This is a genomic window from Amycolatopsis mongoliensis (genome assembly GCF_030285665.1).
Classification (GTDB): Bacteria; Actinomycetota; Actinomycetes; order Mycobacteriales; family Pseudonocardiaceae; genus Amycolatopsis; species Amycolatopsis mongoliensis.
The window spans coordinates 7,783,881-7,801,435 of the sequence record NZ_CP127295.1 but is presented as its reverse complement, the minus strand read 5'-3'; the positions used below and the strand labels follow the sequence as shown (position 1 = coordinate 7,801,435).

The 17,555-nt window shown below is 73.0% G+C and carries 14 protein-coding genes and 1 pseudogene; 12 read left to right on the top strand and 3 right to left on the bottom strand.

The window, feature by feature from the left end:
- Positions 1 to 754 precede the first annotated feature (754 nt).
- Together QRX60_RS37420 and QRX60_RS37415 are read left to right on the top strand one after the other, a co-directional pair.
- Entirely contained in the window at positions 755 to 1,876 is a 1,122-nt protein-coding gene (locus tag QRX60_RS37420; protein WP_285996174.1) for a threonine synthase, read from the top strand.
- On the top strand, positions 1,873 to 2,490 hold the full coding sequence (locus tag QRX60_RS37415) for a helix-turn-helix transcriptional regulator (protein ID WP_285996173.1): 618 nt from the start codon (positions 1,873 to 1,875) through the stop codon (positions 2,488 to 2,490). Before QRX60_RS37420 ends, QRX60_RS37415 begins: the two co-directional genes overlap by 4 nt.
- Positions 2,491 to 2,554: 64 nt before the next feature.
- Here the strand turns inward: QRX60_RS37415 and QRX60_RS37410 are convergent, their stop codons facing one another.
- Positions 2,555 to 3,946, bottom strand: coding sequence for an amino acid permease (locus QRX60_RS37410; protein WP_285996172.1), 1,392 nt, complete (start codon positions 3,944 to 3,946; stop codon positions 2,555 to 2,557).
- A 159-nt stretch (positions 3,947 to 4,105) separates the two neighbouring features.
- Here QRX60_RS37410 and QRX60_RS37405 point away from each other — a divergent pair, with 159 nt between their 5' ends.
- From QRX60_RS37405 to QRX60_RS37385, 4 genes and pseudogenes are all read left to right on the top strand, one after another.
- Entirely contained in the window at positions 4,106 to 5,011 is a 906-nt protein-coding gene (locus tag QRX60_RS37405; RefSeq protein ID WP_285996171.1) for a glutaminase, read from the top strand.
- Between the two features lie 201 nt (positions 5,012 to 5,212).
- On the top strand, positions 5,213 to 6,217 hold the full coding sequence (locus QRX60_RS37400; RefSeq protein WP_285996170.1) for a LacI family DNA-binding transcriptional regulator: 1,005 nt from the start codon (positions 5,213 to 5,215) through the stop codon (positions 6,215 to 6,217).
- Positions 6,218 to 6,329: 112 nt separating this feature from the next.
- Positions 6,330 to 9,166: pseudogene (locus QRX60_RS37395) on the top strand (glycoside hydrolase family 2 TIM barrel-domain containing protein).
- 63 nt (positions 9,167 to 9,229) lie between these two features.
- Positions 9,230 to 9,823, top strand: a complete 594-nt coding sequence (locus QRX60_RS37385; RefSeq protein ID WP_285996168.1) for a hypothetical protein — start codon at positions 9,230 to 9,232, stop codon at positions 9,821 to 9,823.
- Between the two features lie 19 nt (positions 9,824 to 9,842).
- Here QRX60_RS37385 and QRX60_RS37380 read toward each other — a convergent pair whose 3' ends face one another.
- Positions 9,843 to 10,538 carry a TetR family transcriptional regulator gene (locus tag QRX60_RS37380; protein WP_285996167.1) on the bottom strand — a complete coding sequence of 232 codons (696 nt, stop codon included), beginning with the start codon at positions 10,536 to 10,538 and terminating at the stop codon, positions 9,843 to 9,845.
- 88 nt (positions 10,539 to 10,626) lie between these two features.
- Here QRX60_RS37380 and QRX60_RS37375 point away from each other — a divergent pair, with 88 nt between their 5' ends.
- Genes QRX60_RS37375 through QRX60_RS37360 form a run of 4 tightly spaced genes read left to right on the top strand, consistent with a single transcriptional unit; the run spans position 10,627 to position 14,904 of the window.
- Positions 10,627 to 11,763: an FAD-dependent monooxygenase gene (locus tag QRX60_RS37375; protein WP_285996166.1), complete on the top strand. Its 1,137-nt coding sequence runs from the start codon at positions 10,627 to 10,629 to the stop codon at positions 11,761 to 11,763.
- Between the two features lie 52 nt (positions 11,764 to 11,815).
- The gene (locus QRX60_RS37370) at positions 11,816 to 12,349 is read left to right on the top strand and encodes a PadR family transcriptional regulator (RefSeq protein WP_285996165.1); all 534 of its coding nucleotides are present in this window, start codon (positions 11,816 to 11,818) and stop codon (positions 12,347 to 12,349) included.
- Positions 12,346 to 13,125, top strand: a complete 780-nt coding sequence (locus QRX60_RS37365; RefSeq protein ID WP_285996164.1) for an ABC transporter ATP-binding protein — start codon at positions 12,346 to 12,348, stop codon at positions 13,123 to 13,125. Before QRX60_RS37370 ends, QRX60_RS37365 begins: the two co-directional genes overlap by 4 nt.
- A 3-nt stretch (positions 13,126 to 13,128) precedes the next feature.
- On the top strand, positions 13,129 to 14,904 hold the full coding sequence (locus tag QRX60_RS37360) for an FtsX-like permease family protein (RefSeq protein ID WP_285996163.1): 1,776 nt from the start codon (positions 13,129 to 13,131) through the stop codon (positions 14,902 to 14,904).
- 3 nt (positions 14,905 to 14,907) lie between these two features.
- Here the strand turns inward: QRX60_RS37360 and QRX60_RS37355 are convergent, their stop codons facing one another.
- Positions 14,908 to 15,585 (bottom strand): NUDIX hydrolase, encoded by a 678-nt coding sequence (locus tag QRX60_RS37355; RefSeq protein WP_285996162.1) that lies wholly within the window; start codon positions 15,583 to 15,585, stop codon positions 14,908 to 14,910.
- 83 nt (positions 15,586 to 15,668) lie between these two features.
- Between QRX60_RS37355 and QRX60_RS37350 the strand changes: the two genes are divergently transcribed.
- Both QRX60_RS37350 and QRX60_RS37345 read left to right on the top strand, forming a co-directional pair.
- Positions 15,669 to 16,670, top strand: coding sequence for an SPFH domain-containing protein (locus tag QRX60_RS37350; protein WP_285996161.1), 1,002 nt, complete (start codon positions 15,669 to 15,671; stop codon positions 16,668 to 16,670).
- Positions 16,667 to 17,536 (top strand): NAD(+)/NADH kinase, encoded by an 870-nt coding sequence (locus QRX60_RS37345; RefSeq protein WP_285996160.1) that lies wholly within the window; start codon positions 16,667 to 16,669, stop codon positions 17,534 to 17,536. Before QRX60_RS37350 ends, QRX60_RS37345 begins: the two co-directional genes overlap by 4 nt.
- Positions 17,537 to 17,555: the final 19 nt, after the last annotated feature.

Genomic DNA, 17,555 nt, shown 5'->3' with positions numbered 1-17,555 from the left:
GGGAGTACTTAAGCGGGTTCGCACCGCCGACGTCAACAACCCACCACGATTTCGTCGTGCTGGTTCAGAAAATTCGGGACGGACCAGCCCGGAGACGCAAGAATTTAACGTCGCCGTCACGTTCCGCCCGCCGGGAAGACGTACCGGATAGCCCGCGCAAGGCCACCACTGCCGGCCACACCGGCCCGGACCTGCGGTCCGCCTGGCACACACCACCAGATGGGGCAAGCCTTCTCACCCGGCGGACGCAGTGTGACTGACCACACCGGACCACGCCGTTCGGCGGTCCTGCCGTTTCCACGGGCGCACCGCAAAGTGTCGTGGCGGTAAAACCGACCACGACTTCCGGACCGGCCCACAACACGAAACCCCGCGGAATTCCGGATTGCGTCGCGACTATTCTCCCGGCACTTTTACCCACAGCCGAAAGTAGTGCCGGCACCCCGTCCGATTCGTGTCGCCAGAACCGCCGAGTCCACTGTGGATTCCCGACTGTCCCGGGTTCCCCGTGCTCACACCACCCCGGGACGAGCCGGGCCCGGACGCCTCGCCCGCGGCGGCGCCGCCCGCGCCGAGGACGACTGCGGGTATTCGGCCGGACACCATCGGTACCTCCGCTCTTGCGCTCCACCGCACGTCGACAGGAATTTTCCACTCTCCGGTGACAGATTTTCCTTAGAAGAAGCTGAAAGCGTTTCGCGTACTAGTCGGTAACCGTAGACACATCGTCTAGACTTCGACTATCTGTCCAGACGTGGAGGTGGCCGTGGAGTACTGGTACGTCGACGAGCGAGCGGGGACGCGCTACGCCGGTGACCCGCTGCGGTGGCGCGGCGACGACGGCACACCCCTGACCGTCGCCCCCCTGGCCGGGCTCGCTCCCGGCGACGTCGACACCGGGATCCGGTCGCTCTGGCGGTACCGGGCCGCCCTGCCCGGCGACCTGCGCCCGGTCTCGCTCGGGGAAGGCTGCACGCCGCTGGTCCCCCGGCCGTGGGGCGAGGGTGACGTGCGGTTCAAGCTCGAGTGGTTCAGCCCGACCGGCAGCTTCAAGGACCGCGGGTCCAGCGTGATGATCTCCGCAGTGGCCGACGCCGGGGTGAAGGAGCTGCTGGAGGACAGCTCCGGCAACGGCGGCTCGTCGGTCGCGGCCTACAGCGCCGCCGCCGGGATCGCGGCGACCGTGCTGGCCCCCGAAGGGACGTCACCGGCGAAGGTCCTGCAGGCCCGCGCGTACGGTGCGGACGTCGTACTCGTGCCCGGCACGCGCGACGACACGGCCGCCGAGGCTGTCCGCCGCTCGTCGCGCACGTCCTACGCCAGCCACAACTGGCACCCCTTCTTCCTGCAGGGCACCAAGACGCTGGCCTACGAGCTGTGGGAGGACCTGGGCTTCCGCGCGCCGGACGCGGTCGTCACGGTGGCCGGTGCCGGCAGCATCGTGCTCGGCTGCGACCTCGGCTTCGGCGAGCTCCTGGCGGCCGGGTCGATCACCCGGCGGCCGCGCCTGCTGGTCGCCCAGCCGCGCAATTGCTCCCCCATCGACGCGGCCGTCCACGACCGGCGGCCACCGGAGTTCGCGCCGACCGTCGCCGAGGGGACCGCCATCCGGCAGCCGGTCCGGCTCCCGGAGGTCGTCGCGGCGATCCGCCGGTCGGGCGGCGACACCGCCGCGATCCCCGAGGACGCCATCGCCGCGGCCGCCCGCCGGCTGGCCTCGCTGGGCCTCTACGCGGAGCCGACCAGCGCGACCGCCGCCGCGGCGATCGACGTCTTCCGGGAGCGCGGCGCGATCCGGCCGGGCGAGACCACCGTCGTCGTCCTCACCGGCTCCGGGCTGAAGGCACCCGACAAGCTGCGGGAGCTGATCGGATGACCGAGGACGAGCTGCTGCTGCGCGAGGCCGAGAAGATCGCGCAGGCCGTCGCCCGGATGTTCCCCGGGCTGTGCGAGGTCGTGCTGCACGACCTGCGCGACCCGGCCCACGCCGTGCGCGCGATCGAAGGCGGGCTGCCCGGGCGCGCCGTCGGCGACCCCGCGACCGAGCTGGGCCTGGCCCGGATCGCCGACCCGGGCTTCCCGGACGTGCTGCAGAACTACCCGAACCGCTTCCCCGACGGCCGGCCGGCGAAGAGCACGTCGATCGGCCTCCGCAACTCGGGCGGCGAGTACGTCGCGGCGCTGTGCCTCAACCTCGACGTCTCCCTGCTCGGCTCCGCCGCCCGGGCCCTGACCCGGCTCGCCCGCGCCGACGAACCGGCCCCGCTGAGCGAGTCACTGCGCGCCCGCACGGCCGACGAGCTGCGCGCGCTGGTCGAGGACTACGCGACCGAGCGCGGCCACACCCCGCGCAGCCTGCCGGCGGCCGGGAAGAAGGACCTGGTGCGGACGCTGAAGGAGCGCGGGTTCCTCGAGCTGAAGAACGCGGTGCCGACGCTGACCGACCTGCTCGGGATCTCCCGGGCGAGCGTCTACAACTACCTGCGCTGAGCCGAAGGTGAAGACCCCCTCGGGAGTTCGGGGTTGCTCCCGAGGAGGCCTTCGGTGCCCGGCACTACTCGGCCGGGACGCTTTCCCGCCGCTTCGAGATCACCCGCCACCCCACCGCCAGCACCACGGCCAGCACCGGGATCGAGTAGAACGCGATCTTCTCGGCGCCGTCCGAGAAGCCCATCAGCACGACCACCAGCGCGAGGAACGCCAGCGTCGCCCAGCCCGAGTACGGCGCCCACGGCATCCGGTACGACGGCCGCTCGACCTCGCCGCGCAGCGCGGCCTGGCGCAGCCGCAGCTGGCAGAAGACGAGCGTCGCCCAGGTGGTGATCACGCCGAGCGAGGCGATCGCGATGGCGATGTCGAACGCGTCTTTGGGCACCAGGTAGTTCAGCACCACGCCGAGCAGGTAGGCGATCGAGGTGAACAGGATGCCGCCGTACGGCACGTGCCGGCTGCTCATCCGGCTGACGAACGACGGCGCTTCGCCCTTTTCGGCCAGCGAGCGCAGGATCCGGCCCGTGGAGTAGAGGCCGGAGTTGACGCTGGACAGCGCCGCGGTCAGCACGACCGCGTTCATCACGTCGCCGATGCCCGGGATGCCGAGCCGGCTGAACACCGTGACGAACGGGCTCTCGTCACCGTTGTAGAACGGCCAGGGCAGCAGCATCGCCAGCATCAGCACCGAGCCGACGTAGAACACGCCGATCCGCCACACCACGCCGTTGATCGCCTTCGGCAGCACCTTGCGGGCGTCCTTGGTCTCGCCGGCCGCGATGCCGACGACCTCGATGGCCGAGTAGGCGAAGATGACCGCCTGCAGCGTCATCAGCGCGATGCCGATGCCCGCCGGGAAGAATCCACTGTGGTCGGTCAGGTTGTGCACGCCGGCGGGCGTGCCGCCGATGTCGGCGCTGGTGAAGACCAGGCCGAGGGCGGTGACCAGGAAGACGACGATGGCCAGCACCTTGACCACCGAGAACCAGAACTCCAGCTCACCGAACAGCTTGACGCTCAGCAGGTTAACCGCGAGCAGCACGCCGAGGGCGACCAGCGCGGTGATCCACTGCGGCACGTCCGGCAGCCACTTGTGCACGTAGATCGCGACCGCGGTGATCTCCGCGATCCCGGTCATCGCCCAGTTCACCCAGTACATCCAGCCGGAGGCGAAGCCGGCCCACGGGCCGATGAACTTCCGCGCGTAGGTGACGAAGCTGCCGGAGCTCGGCTCGTGCAGGACGAGCTCGCCGAGCGCGCGCATCACGAAGTAGGCGGCCACCCCGCAGATCGCGTAGGAGAGCACCAGCGACGGGCCGACCTGGTGGAGCTTGCCGCCGGCGCCGAGGAAGAGCCCGACGCCGATCGCGCCGCCGATGGCGATCATCTGCACCTGGCGGTTGCCCAGTGCTTTTGAGTAGCTTTCACCTTTTTCGGTGAGCAGCGAGGAATCCATGGTTGCCAGACGCTAAACGTTGTGCGGCAAGTCACCAAGCAGGCTAAGGAAGACTTAACATGTGCCGGAGATCACCAGGGGTATTTCGCTGGTATCACCCGGTTTCGATTTGACAGGGCCGCCGTGCGCCCGGGCGGACGCGGCTTCTACGCTACGGCCGTGAACCTCGCGGCGCTGCTGGACCGGATCGCCGTCGACGTCGCGCCCGAGGTCGGCCGCGGCGCCGTCGCGGACTACATCCCCGCCCTGGCCCGGATCGAGCCGCACCGGTTCGGCATGGCGGTGGCCGAAGTGGACGGTGGACTGCACGGCGTCGGCGACTGGGAGCGGCCGTTCTCGGTGCAGAGCATGTCCAAGGTGTTCACGCTGGCCCTGGTGCTGTCCCGTGGCGACGGCGTGTGGGCGCGCGTCGGACGCGAACCGTCCGGCGACCCGTTCAACTCGCTGGTGCAGCTGGAACACGAGGACGGCATCCCGCGCAACCCGTTCATCAACGCGGGCGCGCTGGTGGTAACCGACGAGCTCGCCCGCCGCGGCGACGCGGTCGACGCGCTGCTGGCGTTCCTGCGCGAGGAGAGCGGCCGGCCGGACATCGACGTCGACCCGGAAGTGGCCGAGTCGGAGGCGGGCCACGCCGACCGCAACCGAGCCCTCGCGTACTTCATGGCGTCCTACGGCAACATGCGCCACCCGGTGCCGTCGGTGCTCGACCAGTACGTCCGCCAGTGCTCGATCGCGATGAGCTGCGCGGACGTCGCGCGTTCGGCGTTGTTCCTGGCCCGCCACGGCGTCCGCAACGACGGCACCCGCCTGCTGGAGCTGAGCGCGGCGAAGCGGATCAACGCGGTGATGCTGACGTGCGGCACGTACGACGCGGCGGGCGAGTTCGCCTACCGGGTCGGGCTGCCGGGCAAGAGCGGCGTGGGCGGCGGGATCCTCGCGGTGGTCCCGGGCCGGTGCGCGGTGTGCGTGTGGAGCCCGGGCCTGGACGCGCGCGGCAACTCGGTCGCGGGCGTGTCGGCGCTGGACCGCTTCACGACGTTGACCGGCTGGTCCATCTTCTGAGGAACGCGTGCCGGCACGGTCGACACGCGTGATCAGCGGGTCGACACGCGTGATTGCGGGGTCGACACGGCGGGCGAGCCCGTGTCGACCCTCCGATCACGGGTGTCGGCCGTTCAATCACGCGAGTCGGCGTTCCGAGCACGGCCGCCCGGGTAGCGGCGCGGGCGGGGACGGGCATACTCGTCCTCCAGGAGGTGGGTGGTGTCCTCGAGCACGGAACCCCGGCGCGTGACGATCCACGACGTCGCCCGCTCGGCCGGGGTCTCGCGGCAGACCGTGTCGCGCGCGCTGAACGACAAGGCCGAGATCGACGGCTCGACCAAGCAGCGCGTCCTCGACGCCGCCCGGGAGCTCGGGTACCGGCCGAGCCGGTTCGCCCGCGGTCTCGTCCGGCAGGACACCACCACCATCGGGCTCGTCGTGCCGGACCTGCTCAACCCCTTCTTCACCGAGGTCGCCTCCGGCGCGCTGCAGGCGGCCCGCGCCCGCGGCTGGCACGTCGTCGTCTACGACACCGCCGGTGACGCCGAGCAGGAGCTCGCCACGCTCCGCGTCATCGGTACCCAGGTCGACGCCGTGGTCGGCTACTTCAGCCGGTCCGAGGAGGACCTCGACCGCTTCACCGCCGGCATCCCGGTGGTCCTGATCGGCCGCGAACCGCGCACCCCGCGGTTCAGCGGCATCTCGATCGACGGCGAGGACGGCGTCCGCGAGGCCGTCGCCCACCTCGTCGCCCGCGGCCACCGGCGGATCGGGATGCTCGACCACGACCGCCGGCCCGAGCCCAGCATCCGGCAGACCTGGTTCCTCCGGGCCGCCGCCGAACACGGCATCGCCGTCGCGCCCGGGTGGATCGCGCGCGCCGCCCAGACCGTCGACGGCGGTGGGGCGGCGCTGGCCGCCCTGCTCGCCGCCCACCCCGGCGTCACCGCCGTGTTCGCCTTCAACGACGTCATCGCGATCGGCGCCCTGCGCGAGGCCCGCCGGTTCGGCCTGCGCGTGCCCGGCGACCTCGCCGTGATCGGCTTCGACGGGCTGGCCCTCGGCACCCTGGTCGAACCGGAGCTCTCCAGCGTCGCCCTCGACACCCGCGCACTCGGCACGCTGGCCGTCGACCAGGCGGCCCGGCTCGTGACCGGTGCCGTCCCCCTCGAACCGGCCGAGCTGATCGTCCGCGCGGCGCTCCACCTGCGCGAATCCGCCTGATCCCTTGACACCCGGTCCCGCCGCCGAGCACACTCCCGAGCAGTCCGTGAACGTTCACGGGAGCGTTCACGAAGCGGTCGCGCGCAGTGCCTTCGAGGGCGGAGAGGACTCCATGTCGTACGTCGAAGACCTCGGCCCCGGTCACGGTTCGGTACCCCCGCGCGCGGCCTTCACGTCCGACGCTCCGTCGCTGTCGCTGAACGGCACGTGGCGCTTCCGGCTCTCGCCGAGCCTCGCCGCCGCCCCTGACCCGATCGAAGCCGACGACGCCACCTGGGACGAGCTGCCGGTGCCGTCGCTGTGGCAGCTGCACGGCCACGGCGAGCCCGCCTACACGAACGTGCACTACCCGTTCCCGGTCGACCCGCCGCACGTGCCGTCGGAGAACCCGACCGGCGACCACCGGCTGCGGTTCGACCTGCCCGCCGGCTGGCCGGCCGGGCCGGCGGTGCTGCGCTTCGACGGGATCGACTCGTGCGGCCGGATCTGGCTCAACGGCACCGAGCTCGGCGTCACGAAGGGCAGCCGGCTGCCGTCGGAGTTCGAGGTCGGGCCGCTGCTGAAGCCGCGGGACAACGTCCTCGTGGTCCGCGTGCACCAGTGGTCGGCGGGCAGCTACCTCGAAGACCAGGACATGTGGTGGCTGTCGGGGATCTTCCGGGCCGTCACGCTGCTCGCCCGGCCCTCCGGCGGCATCGGCGACTACTGGCTCCGCGCGGACTACGACCACACGACCGGGCTCGGCACGGTCCGCGTCGAGACCGCCGCGGACGTCGTGCTGGACATCCCGGCGCTGGGCGTCGCGGGCCATCCGGCCGGTGAGCCGCTGGAACTGCCCGTCGAACCGTGGAGCGCCGAAACGCCCCGGCTGTACGACGGGACCCTGTCCACCGTGGCCGAACGGGTGCCGGTGCGGATCGGCTTCCGGACGGTGACGATCGAGGACGGCCGGCTCAAGGTCAACGGGCGGCGCCTGCTGCTGCGCGGGGTCAACCGCCACGAGCACGACCCGCGCACCGGCCGCGTCGTCTCGCGCGAGACCGCGCTGGCCGACGTCCTGCTGATGAAGCGGCACAACGTCAACGCCGTCCGGACCAGCCACTACCCGCCGGACCCGGCGTTCCTCGAGCTGTGCGACGAGTACGGCCTGTGGGTGGTCGACGAGTGCGACCTGGAGACCCACGGCTTCGGCCCGCTCGGCTGGGACCGCAACCCGAGCTCCGAGCCGATGTGGACGGACGCCTGCCTGGACCGGATGCGGCGCACGGTCGAGCGGGACAAGAACCGGCCCAGCGTGATCCTCTGGTCGCTGGGCAACGAAAGCCACACCGGCGACAACCTGGCGCGGATGGCGGAGTGGGTGCGGCACCGCGATCCGACCCGGCCGGTGCACTACGAGGGCGACCACGACTGTTCCTATGTGGACGTCCACAGTCGCATGTACGCCTCCCCCGACGAGGTGGACCGGATCGGGCGCCGCGAGGACGACAATGCGCGGCGCCGGGACCTCCCGTTCGTGCTCTGCGAGTACGCGCACGCGATGGGCAACGGGCCGGGCGGGCTGCTGGAGTACCGCGAGCTGTTCGAGCGGTACCCGAACTGCCAGGGCGGGTTCGTCTGGGAGTGGATCGACCACGGCCTGGCCGTTCCGGGCCACTTCGCCTACGGCGGGGACTTCGGCGAAACCATCCACGACGGCAACTTCGTCATCGACGGGCTGCTCTTCCCGGACCGGACGCCGTCGCCCGGGCTGACGGAGTTCGCGAAGATCATCGAGCCGGTCCGGATCGACGCCGACCCCGACGGCCTGCGGGTCTCGAACCACTACGACTTCGCGGACACCGGGCACCTGCGGTTCACCTGGGTGCTCGAGGACGAGGGAACCGCCGTCGCGCAGGGTGTTCTCGACGTGCCGGTCGTCCACTCCGGACAGAGTGTTTCCCTCCCGCTGCCGTCGTTGCCGGTCACCGGCGGTGAGTCCTGGCTGACCGTCTCGGCGTCGCTGGCCTCCGCGACGGCGTGGGCGCCCGCGGGGCACGTCGTCGGCTGGGGACAGCTGCCGGTGTCACCGGCGCCCGCGCGGCCATCCCCGCCGGCGCGCGGGCCGGTGTTCCGCACGTCCGGGCAGCTGATCCTCGGTGCCGGCGAGTTCGACGCGGCGTCCGGCGCGCTGACGTCGCTCGGCGGGCACCCGGTCCGCGGGCCGCGGCTCGACGTCTGGCGCGCGACCACCGACAACGACCGCGGATCGTCGCCCGGCCCGTCCGAGGCTTCGCAGTGGCTCGCCGCGGGACTGCACCGGATGCAGCACCGCGTGCTCGCCGTCGACGCCGACGGGGACGAACTGGTGGTGCACACCCGCGTCGCCCCGCCGGCGCAGCCGTTCGGCCTGTTCGCGGACTACACGTGGACGGCCTTCGACGGCGCCCTGCGGCTGCGCGTGGACGTGACCCCCGACGGCGAGTTCCCCGGCACGCTCCCCCGGCTCGGCCTGGCGATGGCGGTCCCGGGCACGTTCGGCTCGGCCGAGTGGTTCGGCGGCGGCCCGGGCGAGGCGTACCCGGACAGCCGCCAGGCGGTGCGGATCGGGCGGTTCTCGAGCAGCGTCGACGGCCTGCAGACGCCGTACGTGTTCCCCAGGAGAACGGGAACCGCACGGCCGTGCGCTGGGCACGGTTCACCACGCCGTCGGGCGCGGGCCTGCGCATCGACGGCGATCCGACGTTCGACTTCACCGCCCGCCGCTGGACGGCCGCGGCGCTGGAGGCGGCCCGGCACACGGACGAGCTGGAGTCCGGTTCGCTGGTGCACCTGACGCTGGACGTGGCCCACCACGGACTGGGGACGGCGGCCTGCGGGCCCGGGGTGCTGCCGCGGTACCGGCTGGTGCCGCAGAAGACGTCGTTCACCCTGTCTTTCCGGCCCGTGGCGGGTGGTGTCGCAAATTGAGACCGGCGGGACGCCCCGGATGCGGTGTCGTGGAGGTCCACGCCAGGACAGGAGCGTCCCCGGATGACCCCCTCCACGACGACCCCTTCGAGCGCCCGGCAGCTGGCGACGCCCGGTGCGCTGGGCCTGGCCGACCTCGTCGCGATCTTCGATGACCTCCAGTTCACGCTCAAGTGCTGCGAACGGCTGGTGGCGGAGCTGGCTCAGCCGCGGGTGGACGCCGTGCTCGTCGAGGCGCTCTGGGTGTCGGCGCTCAACTCGTACGCCCGCTGTTTCCGCACCGGCGACCGCGGCATGGGGTTGACCGTCGCCGATGTCAAGGCCACCGAAGTCCCTGGTGAGGTCGCCGAGTGGCACGCGCTGCTCGGCCGGATCCGGGACTTCTCGATCGACGGGCCGGTCAACCCGCGCGAGACCTACGCGGTGGGTGTCTCCCAGTCCGGGTCCGGAGCGGCCGAGGGCATCGTCATCACCTCGGCCGTGCGGCCCCTGGTCGACGACGTCACGGTCCGGCAGACCGGGCGGCTGGCCTTCGAGCTGAGCCGGCTGGTGGACGAGCGCATCAAGGAGCACCAGGCGAAGGTCTTCGAAGCGGCTTCGAAGCTCACCTCCGGTCAGCTCGCGGCGTTGCCGGCCATCGAGGTCACGTCTCAGTAAGTCTCATTAATGCGTCTCATTATTCGGCGCCGGGGAGGTGCCGGTAGATCGTGGCGCGGGAGACGCCTAGCGCCATCGCGATGTCGGCCGGGGCGCGGCCCGCGTCGTAGAGGCGCCGTGCCGCCTCGATCGTCTCCGGGCTCATCACCGTCGGGCGGCCGCGGCGGCCACGCGGCCGGCTCCCGGGTTCCGGTTCGGCGTACAGCCGGTCGACGCCGTCGAGGACCGCGGCGCGGAGCTCGTCCACCGGGGCGTCGGCGAACAGCACCACCGGGTCGCTGAGCATCGCGATCGCCTGCGCCGCCCGGACCTGGCGGGCCAGGTCCGCGTCCGGGCCCGCCACCAGCTGGTTCGCCTTGAGCATGCCGGCGCGGAAGCGCTCGAACACCGCCTTCGACGCGGTCAGCCCGAGGTCCCGCAGGTTCATCCGGAGCAGGTAGCGGTGGCCGAGCCACACGTCGAGGAGGCCTTCGATCGCCGCCGTACGCGGGTCGGCGGCGTCCGCGGCCTTCGTCATGGTCGCTTCGAGGTCGGCCAGGAGCGGTTCGGCCAGCGCCGTCACGATGTCCGCCTTGCCCGGGAAGTGGTACAGCACCGCGGTCTTGGTGACGCCGACGCGTTCGGCCAGCTCCCGGACCGACGTCGCGTGGAAGCCGCGCTCGGAGAACTCCTCGAGCGCGGCGCGCAGGATCCGGGCCCGGGTGTCGTCGGTCATCGCCCGAGCCTAACCGCTTGCCTGACCGTTGGACAGGAGCGTACGGTCGGGACTGACCGATGGTCAGGACCTTGATGGGGGTACCACCATGACCGAGCAGACCGTACTGATCTCCGGCGCGGGCGTCGCCGGGCCGACGCTGGCGTACTGGCTGGCCCGCGCGGGCTTCCGGCCGACCGTGGTCGAGCGCGCCGCCGGGCTGCGCTCGAGCGGCAGCCCCGTGGACGTCCGCGGGCCGGCCGCGCCCGTCGCCGACCGGATGGGCATCACCGCGAAGCTGCGCGAAGCGGGCACCGCCGTGACGTCGCTGAAGTTCGTCGACGACGCGGGGCGGCGGACCGGCCGCGTCACGGTGGGCGGCGACGGCGGCATCGAGCTGCCCCGCACCGACCTCGCGGCGATCCTGCACGAAGCCGCGCGGCCGGACACCGAGTTCGTCTTCCACGACTCGGTCACCGAGCTCCACCAGGACGGCGGCGGGGTCGACGTCACGTTCGAGCGGGGCACCCCGCGGCGCTTCGACCTGGTGATCGGCGCCGACGGCCTGCATTCCGCCGTGCGGCGGCTGGCGTTCGGGCCGGAGCACGCGTTCGTCGAGCACATGGGGGTCTACATCGCGACGCTGCCGCTGGCCGAACCGCCGGCCGACCGCACGGAGCTGGTGATGTACAACTCGCCCGGCCGGGCGGTCGCGGTGCACCCGGCGCGCGGCACCGGGATCGCGGCGTTCATGTTCCGCGGCGACGCCGTGCCGGGGTTCGACCACCGGGATTCGGCGCTGCACAAGCGCATGCTCGCCGAGTCGTACGACGGCGCGGGCTGGCGCGTGCCGGAGCTGCTGGAGCGCGTGCGCGAGGCGGACGACCTGTACCTGGACTCGGTGAGCCGGGTGCGGATGACCGGCTGGGCGTCCGGCCGGATCGCGCTGGCCGGGGACGCGGCGTCGTGCGTGTCCCTGTTCGGCGACGGCTCGACGCTGGCGATGGCGGGCGCGTACACGCTCGCGCAGGAGCTGGGCCGGACACCGGGTGACGCGGCGTCGGCGTTCCGGCGGTACGAAAGCGCGCACCGGAAGCTGGTGGAACCCAAGCAGCGCAGCGTTTCCACGGCCGCGGCCTTGCTGATCCCGGCCACGCGCGGAGGCCTGGCGGCCCGCAACTTCGGCACGCGGTTGCTGCCCCTGGTCACCGCCGCACGGCGGCTGGTGCCCGCACGAGCCGCTTGACACTCCCTTTGGCTAACCGCTATCTATTGACGGGTCCAAGGGAGGCGGATCCGTGCAGGACGTCGTGCTGGCACTGCTGGCCAAGGAACCGTCGCACGGCTACGACCTGCGACGGCGGCTGGTCGCGGCGCTCGGCCCGTTGGGGGAAGCGCTGAACGTGGGGCAGATCTACGTGACGCTCACCCGGCTCGAGAAGGCGGGCCTGGTCGTCCAGGAACGGGAAGACGCGCCGGTGCGCGGCCCGCGGCGCAAGGTGTACGCGCTGACCGCGGCCGGGCAGGAGCGGGTGGTCACGTGGATGACCGAGGGCACCGGCCCCAAGGCCGACGTCACGGAGTTCCACCTGAAGCTGGTGGCCGCGGCCGAGTCGGGGCTGGCCGATCCGCTGGCGCTCGTGGACGCGCGGCGGCGGGAACTGCTCCGCAGCCTCGCCGAGGTCCAGCACGCCGTCCTCGCCCACGACACGAACTCGGAGCCCGGGCTGCTGCTGGAGGGCATCGCCCTGCGCTGGCAGGCCGAACTGCGCTGGCTGGAGGCGTGCGAGCGGACCTGGTCCGCCCGCGAGAACGACGGAGGAAACGCATGACGCTGGTCAGGGGCCGCTCGCAGCGGAGGGCCACGGACGGCGGGCCGGTGCTGCGGGCGGCCGGCCTGTCGCGGGTGTACGGGCGGGGCGAGAGCCTGGTGCGGGCCGTCGACGGGGTCGACCTCGACGTTCCCGCCGGGCAGACGCTCGCCGTGACCGGTCCGAGCGGCTGTGGCAAGTCGACGCTGCTGCAGCTGCTCGGCGGTCTCGACCGGCCCACCGGCGGCCAGGTGTGGCTCGGCGGGCGGCGCATCGACCACCTCGGCGAGCGGGCCCTGGCCGGGCTGCGGCGGCGCGCCATCGGCTTCGTCTTCCAGGACTTCCACCTGATGGACGAGCTGTCCGCGGCCGAGAACGTCGAGCTGCCCGCGCTGCTCGCCGGTGCCTCGCCGCGGACCGCGCGCACCCGGGCCGCCGGCATCCTCGACCGCGTGGGGCTCGCCGGCCGGGCGCGGCACCTGCCCTCGGAACTGTCCGGCGGGCAGCGGCAGCGGGTCGCGATCGCCCGGGCGCTGGTCAACGAGCCGCTGGTGGTCCTCGCCGACGAGCCCACCGGAAACCTCGACAGCGCCGCGACCCACGACATCCTCCGGCTCTTCGACGAGCTGCGCGCCGCCGGCCAGACACTGGTCGTGGTCACCCACGACGAGCGCGTCGCCGCGACGGCCGACCGCGTCGTCTCGCTGCGCGACGGCGCGCTCGTGGACGACACCCGCCTCGGCACCGGCTTCGGGGACACCACCCCGCTCGGCGCGCTGCTGAGCTGGGAAGGCTGAGCCGTGGGACGTCTGCTGCTGCTGTGGCGCCTGGCCGCGCGCGACCTGCGGCGCCGCCCCGGCGAGGCCGCGCTGTTCCTCGTCGCCGTCACGGCCGCCACCGCGGCCCTGACCCTGGGCCTGGCGGTCGGCAACGCCGTGACCACCGGGTTCGAGCAGACCCGCGAGGCCACCGCCGGCCCCGACATCACCGCCATCACGACGGCCGCGGACCCGGCCGACCTGGCGCACCGCCTCGCGACCGCGCCCGGGGTGGCCGGGCAGTCCGACCCGGTCTTCGCCTTCGACGCCACCGTCGGGCTGCACGGCCGCGACGCGCACGCTTCGGTCGAGGGCCGGGAAACCACGGCGTCCACTGTGGACAGGCCGCTGGTCACCGACGGCTCCTGGGTGCGTCCCGGCGGCGCCGTGGTCGAGCGCGGCTTCGCGGAGGTCTTCGGCGTGCACGTGGGTGACAGCGTCACCATCGGGAAGCGCGACTACCCCGTTGCCGGGATCGCGATCAGCGCCGCCACCCCGGTGTACCCGTGGAGCGACTGGGCTCAGGGGCCCGGGCCGTCGGACCGCGGCGGCCGGATCTGGCTCACCACCGCCGACGCCCGGGCGGCGGTCGGAGACGCCACCCCCGTCCACCTGATCCACCTGAAGCTGTCCGATCCCGACGCGCCGGCCCACTGGCGCGACACGGTGTTCGCCAAGGACAACCGGGGTGGCGACTGGGTCAACACCCACACCTGGCAGACCGTCCTCGAGACGGACCGGAACATGATCAAGGACACCCAGCCCACCCTGGTCGTCGGCGGCTGGCTGCTCGCCGCGGCCGCGATCGTCACCCTCGCCGCGCTCGCCGCCGTCCGCGCGAGCCGCGACAACCGGCGTGCCGGGCTGCTCAAGGCCGTCGGGGCCGGGCCCCGGACCGTCGCCGCGGTCCTGCTGGCGCAGTACCTGCTGCCGACCGCCGTGGCCACCGCGCTCGGCCTGACCGCCGGGACGCTGGCCGCACCCGGGCTGGCCAACCCCAGCGCCGGCCTGCTCGTCACCACCGGCCCGCCGACCACCGGCACCGTCGTCGCCGTGGTCCTCCTCGCCGCGCTGGTGGTCCTGGCCGCGACGCTCGGGCCCGTGCTGCGGGCCACCCGCACGAGCACCGTCCACGCCTTGGCCGAGCCGGTCCACCCGGTCACGCGCCGCCCGCGGCTGACCGCGATGACGGCGTACCTGCCCACCTCGCTCCTGGTCGGCGTCCGGCTGCTCGCCCGCCGGCCCGGCCGCGCCGCGCTGACGGCGATCGGCACCGCCGCCATCAGCGTCACCGTGTCCGCGATGCTCGCGTTCCGCACCTCCGTCGCCCACGACACCGGAACCGGGCTGACCGATCCCGCCATGGCGGCGGTGAACAGCCGGATCGGCCAGGTGGCGCTCGGCGTCACCGTCGCGCTGGCGGCACTTTCCGCGCTCAACACGGTGTTCGTCAGCTGGAGCACCGCGGTCCAGGGGCGCCGCGCCCTGGCCGTCACCCGCACCCTCGGCGCCACTCCCGGCCAGGTCGTCACGGCGCTGTGCACCGCTCAGCTCCTGGCCGCCGTGCCCGCGGTGCTGGCCGGGATCCCGGGCGGGATCGGCCTGTACGCGTTCTTCAACCCCAAGTTCGCCACTCCCCCGGCGTCGTGGCAGCTCGTGGCCGCACTCGGCGTGCTGCTGGCGGTCGGCGTGCTGACCGCGTTGCCCGCGTGGGCCTGCACGCGCCGTCCCGCCGGACGCGTGCTCGGCGCCGCCTGAGCGTCAGGCTCGCAACATCGGCGGGTACAGCAGTTCGGCCTTCCCGCGCCGGTACAGCCGGGCCGGGCGCCCACCGTCGCGGGTGGTCGTCCCGCCGGTCGGCTCCAGCAGTCCCTCGGCGCCGGTCACCTTGCGGTGGAAGTTGCGCGGGTCGAGCCGCGTGTCCCAGACCAGCTCGTACACCCGCCGCAGCTCCGCGACCGTGAACTCCGGCGCGCAGAACGCCGTCGCCAGCGGCGAGTACTCCAGCTTCGCCCGGGCCCGCTCCACCCCGTCCGCCAGGATCCGGTCGTGGTCGAAGGCCAGGTGCTCGCGGGACAGCGACCCCACCGGGGCCCAGCGGGCCTCCGCCGCGTCCGTGCCCGCGCGCGGCACCGGCAGGTCCGGGGCCAGCGCCAGGTAGGCGACCGTCACCACCCGCATCCGCGGGTCCCGGTCCGGGGCGCCGTAGCCGGCGAGCTGTTCGATGTGGACGGTCCCCGGCGCCAGTCCGGTCTCCTCCGCCAGTTCCCGCCGCGCCGCGTCCGAGAGGTCTTCGTCCGCCCGGACGAACCCGCCGGGCAGCGCCCACTCCCCCCGGTACGGCTCGACCCCGCGGCGCACGACCAGTGCGCACAGCTCGTCCCCGGTCAGGGTGAGCACGACGAGGTCGACGGTGACGGCGAACGGCGGGTGACCCATGCCACCACCCTACCTGCTAATCGTCAGCTTGACGATTAGGGCGGGCTCCGCATATCGTCACCCCGACGATAAGAGGAGAGATCATGGCTGACATCGACCGCCGGTTCGGGTTCCGGCACCTGCGCGGCGCACCCACCGTGCACATCCGCCACTACCGCCGCGGCAAGCTCGCGCACGACGGCGTCGGGCTGTCGTTCTGGTACCGGCCGCTGACCGCGGTCGTCTCCGAGGTCCCGGTCGACGACCGCGAGCTGCCGCTGCTGTTCCACGCCCGCACGGCCGACTTCCAGGACGTCACCGTGCAGCTCGCGCTGACGTTCAGGATCGAGGACCCGGCGCTGGCCGCGCAGCGGATCGACTTCTCCATCGACCCCGACACCGGGCGCTGGAGAAGCGATCCCCTCGCCCAGATCAGCGGGCTGCTCACCGAGAACGTCCAGCAGTACGCCGTCGAGGTGCTGACCCGCACTCCCCTGGAGACCGCGCTGGTCGACGGCGTGCGCGCGGTCCGCGACCGGATCCGCGCCGGCCTGGCCGAGGAGGACACCCGGCTCGCGCAGACCGGCTCGGCCGTCGTCGACGTCCGCGTCGTGGCCATCCGGGCCGAGCCGGAGGTCGAGAAGGCGTTGCAGACGACCGCGCGGGAGAAGGTGCAGCAGGAGGCCGACCGGGCGACCTTCGAGCGGCGCGCGCTGGCCGTCGAACGCGAACGGGCGATCGGCGAGAACGAGCTGCAGAGCCAGATCGAGCTGGCCCGCCGCGAAGAGCAGCTGGTCGCCCAGCGCGGGGCGAACGCGCGGCGCCAGGCCGAAGAAGCCGCCGCGGCGAACCGGATCGAGACCGAGGCGCAGGCATCGCGCAAGGAACGCCTGACGCTCGTGGAAGCCGAAGGCAAGCGAGCGCTCGGCGAGGCGGAGGCCGCGGGTGAGGCGGCCCGGCTGGCGGCGTACCGCGACCTGCCCGAGGGCGTGCTCACCGGGCTGGCGCTGAAGGAGCTGGCCGGCAACCTGCCGCAGATCGACAGCCTGGTCCTGACGCCCGACCTGCTCACGCCGTTGCTGACGAAGCTGGGCGGGCGGTCGTGAGCCTCGCCCCGCGCGTCGTGCTGGTGCACCGGCGCACCGAGCTGGCCGAACTGCTCGCCCGGCACGGCACGCGCGGCCAGGCGGAGTTCTTCCTGCGCACGCGCGGCCGTGACCTGGCCGAGGTGACCGAGGCCGACACCGCCGTGCGCGCGGCGCTCGCCGCGACATCGGCGGCGATCCCGCTCGACTGGCGTCGCGGCGAGGTCGAACGGGCGGACCTCGACCGGTTCCTGTTCACCCCGGAGGACGTCGTCGTGGTGGTCGGCCAGGACGGGCTGATCGCCAACGTCGCCAAGTACCTCGACGGCCAGCCGGTGATCGGCGTGACGCCCGGCGCGCCCGGGGTGCTCGTCAGGCACCCACCCGCCGCCGTCGCGGACCTGGTGCGCTCCACCGGCGACGTCGAGCACCGGACGATGGCCGAGCTCACCGCGGACGACGGCCAGCGGCTGCTGGCGCTCAACGAGATCTACCTGGGGCACGCCGGGCACCAGACGGCCCGCTACCGGCTGGGGGTCGGTGGCGGGCCGGCGGAACGGCAGGCGTCGTCGGGCATCCTCGTCGGGACGGGCACCGGAGCCACCGGCTGGTGCGGGTCGGTGTGGCGGGAGCGCGGGAGCGGGCTCCGGCTGCCCGCCCCCGGCGAGACCCGGCTGGTCTGGTTCGTGCGCGAGGCGTGGCCGTCGCCGACGACCGGGACCACGTGCACCGAAGGGGAACTGACGTCGGCGCCGCTCACGGTCGAAGTCGAGTCCGACCGCCTGGTCGCGTTCGGCGACGGCCTCGAGGCCGACAAGGTCGCCCTCACCCGCGGCCAGACGGCGACGTTCGTCCCCGCCGCGAAGACTGTCCACCTGGTCCGGTGAGCGGCTGGGACACGATGCG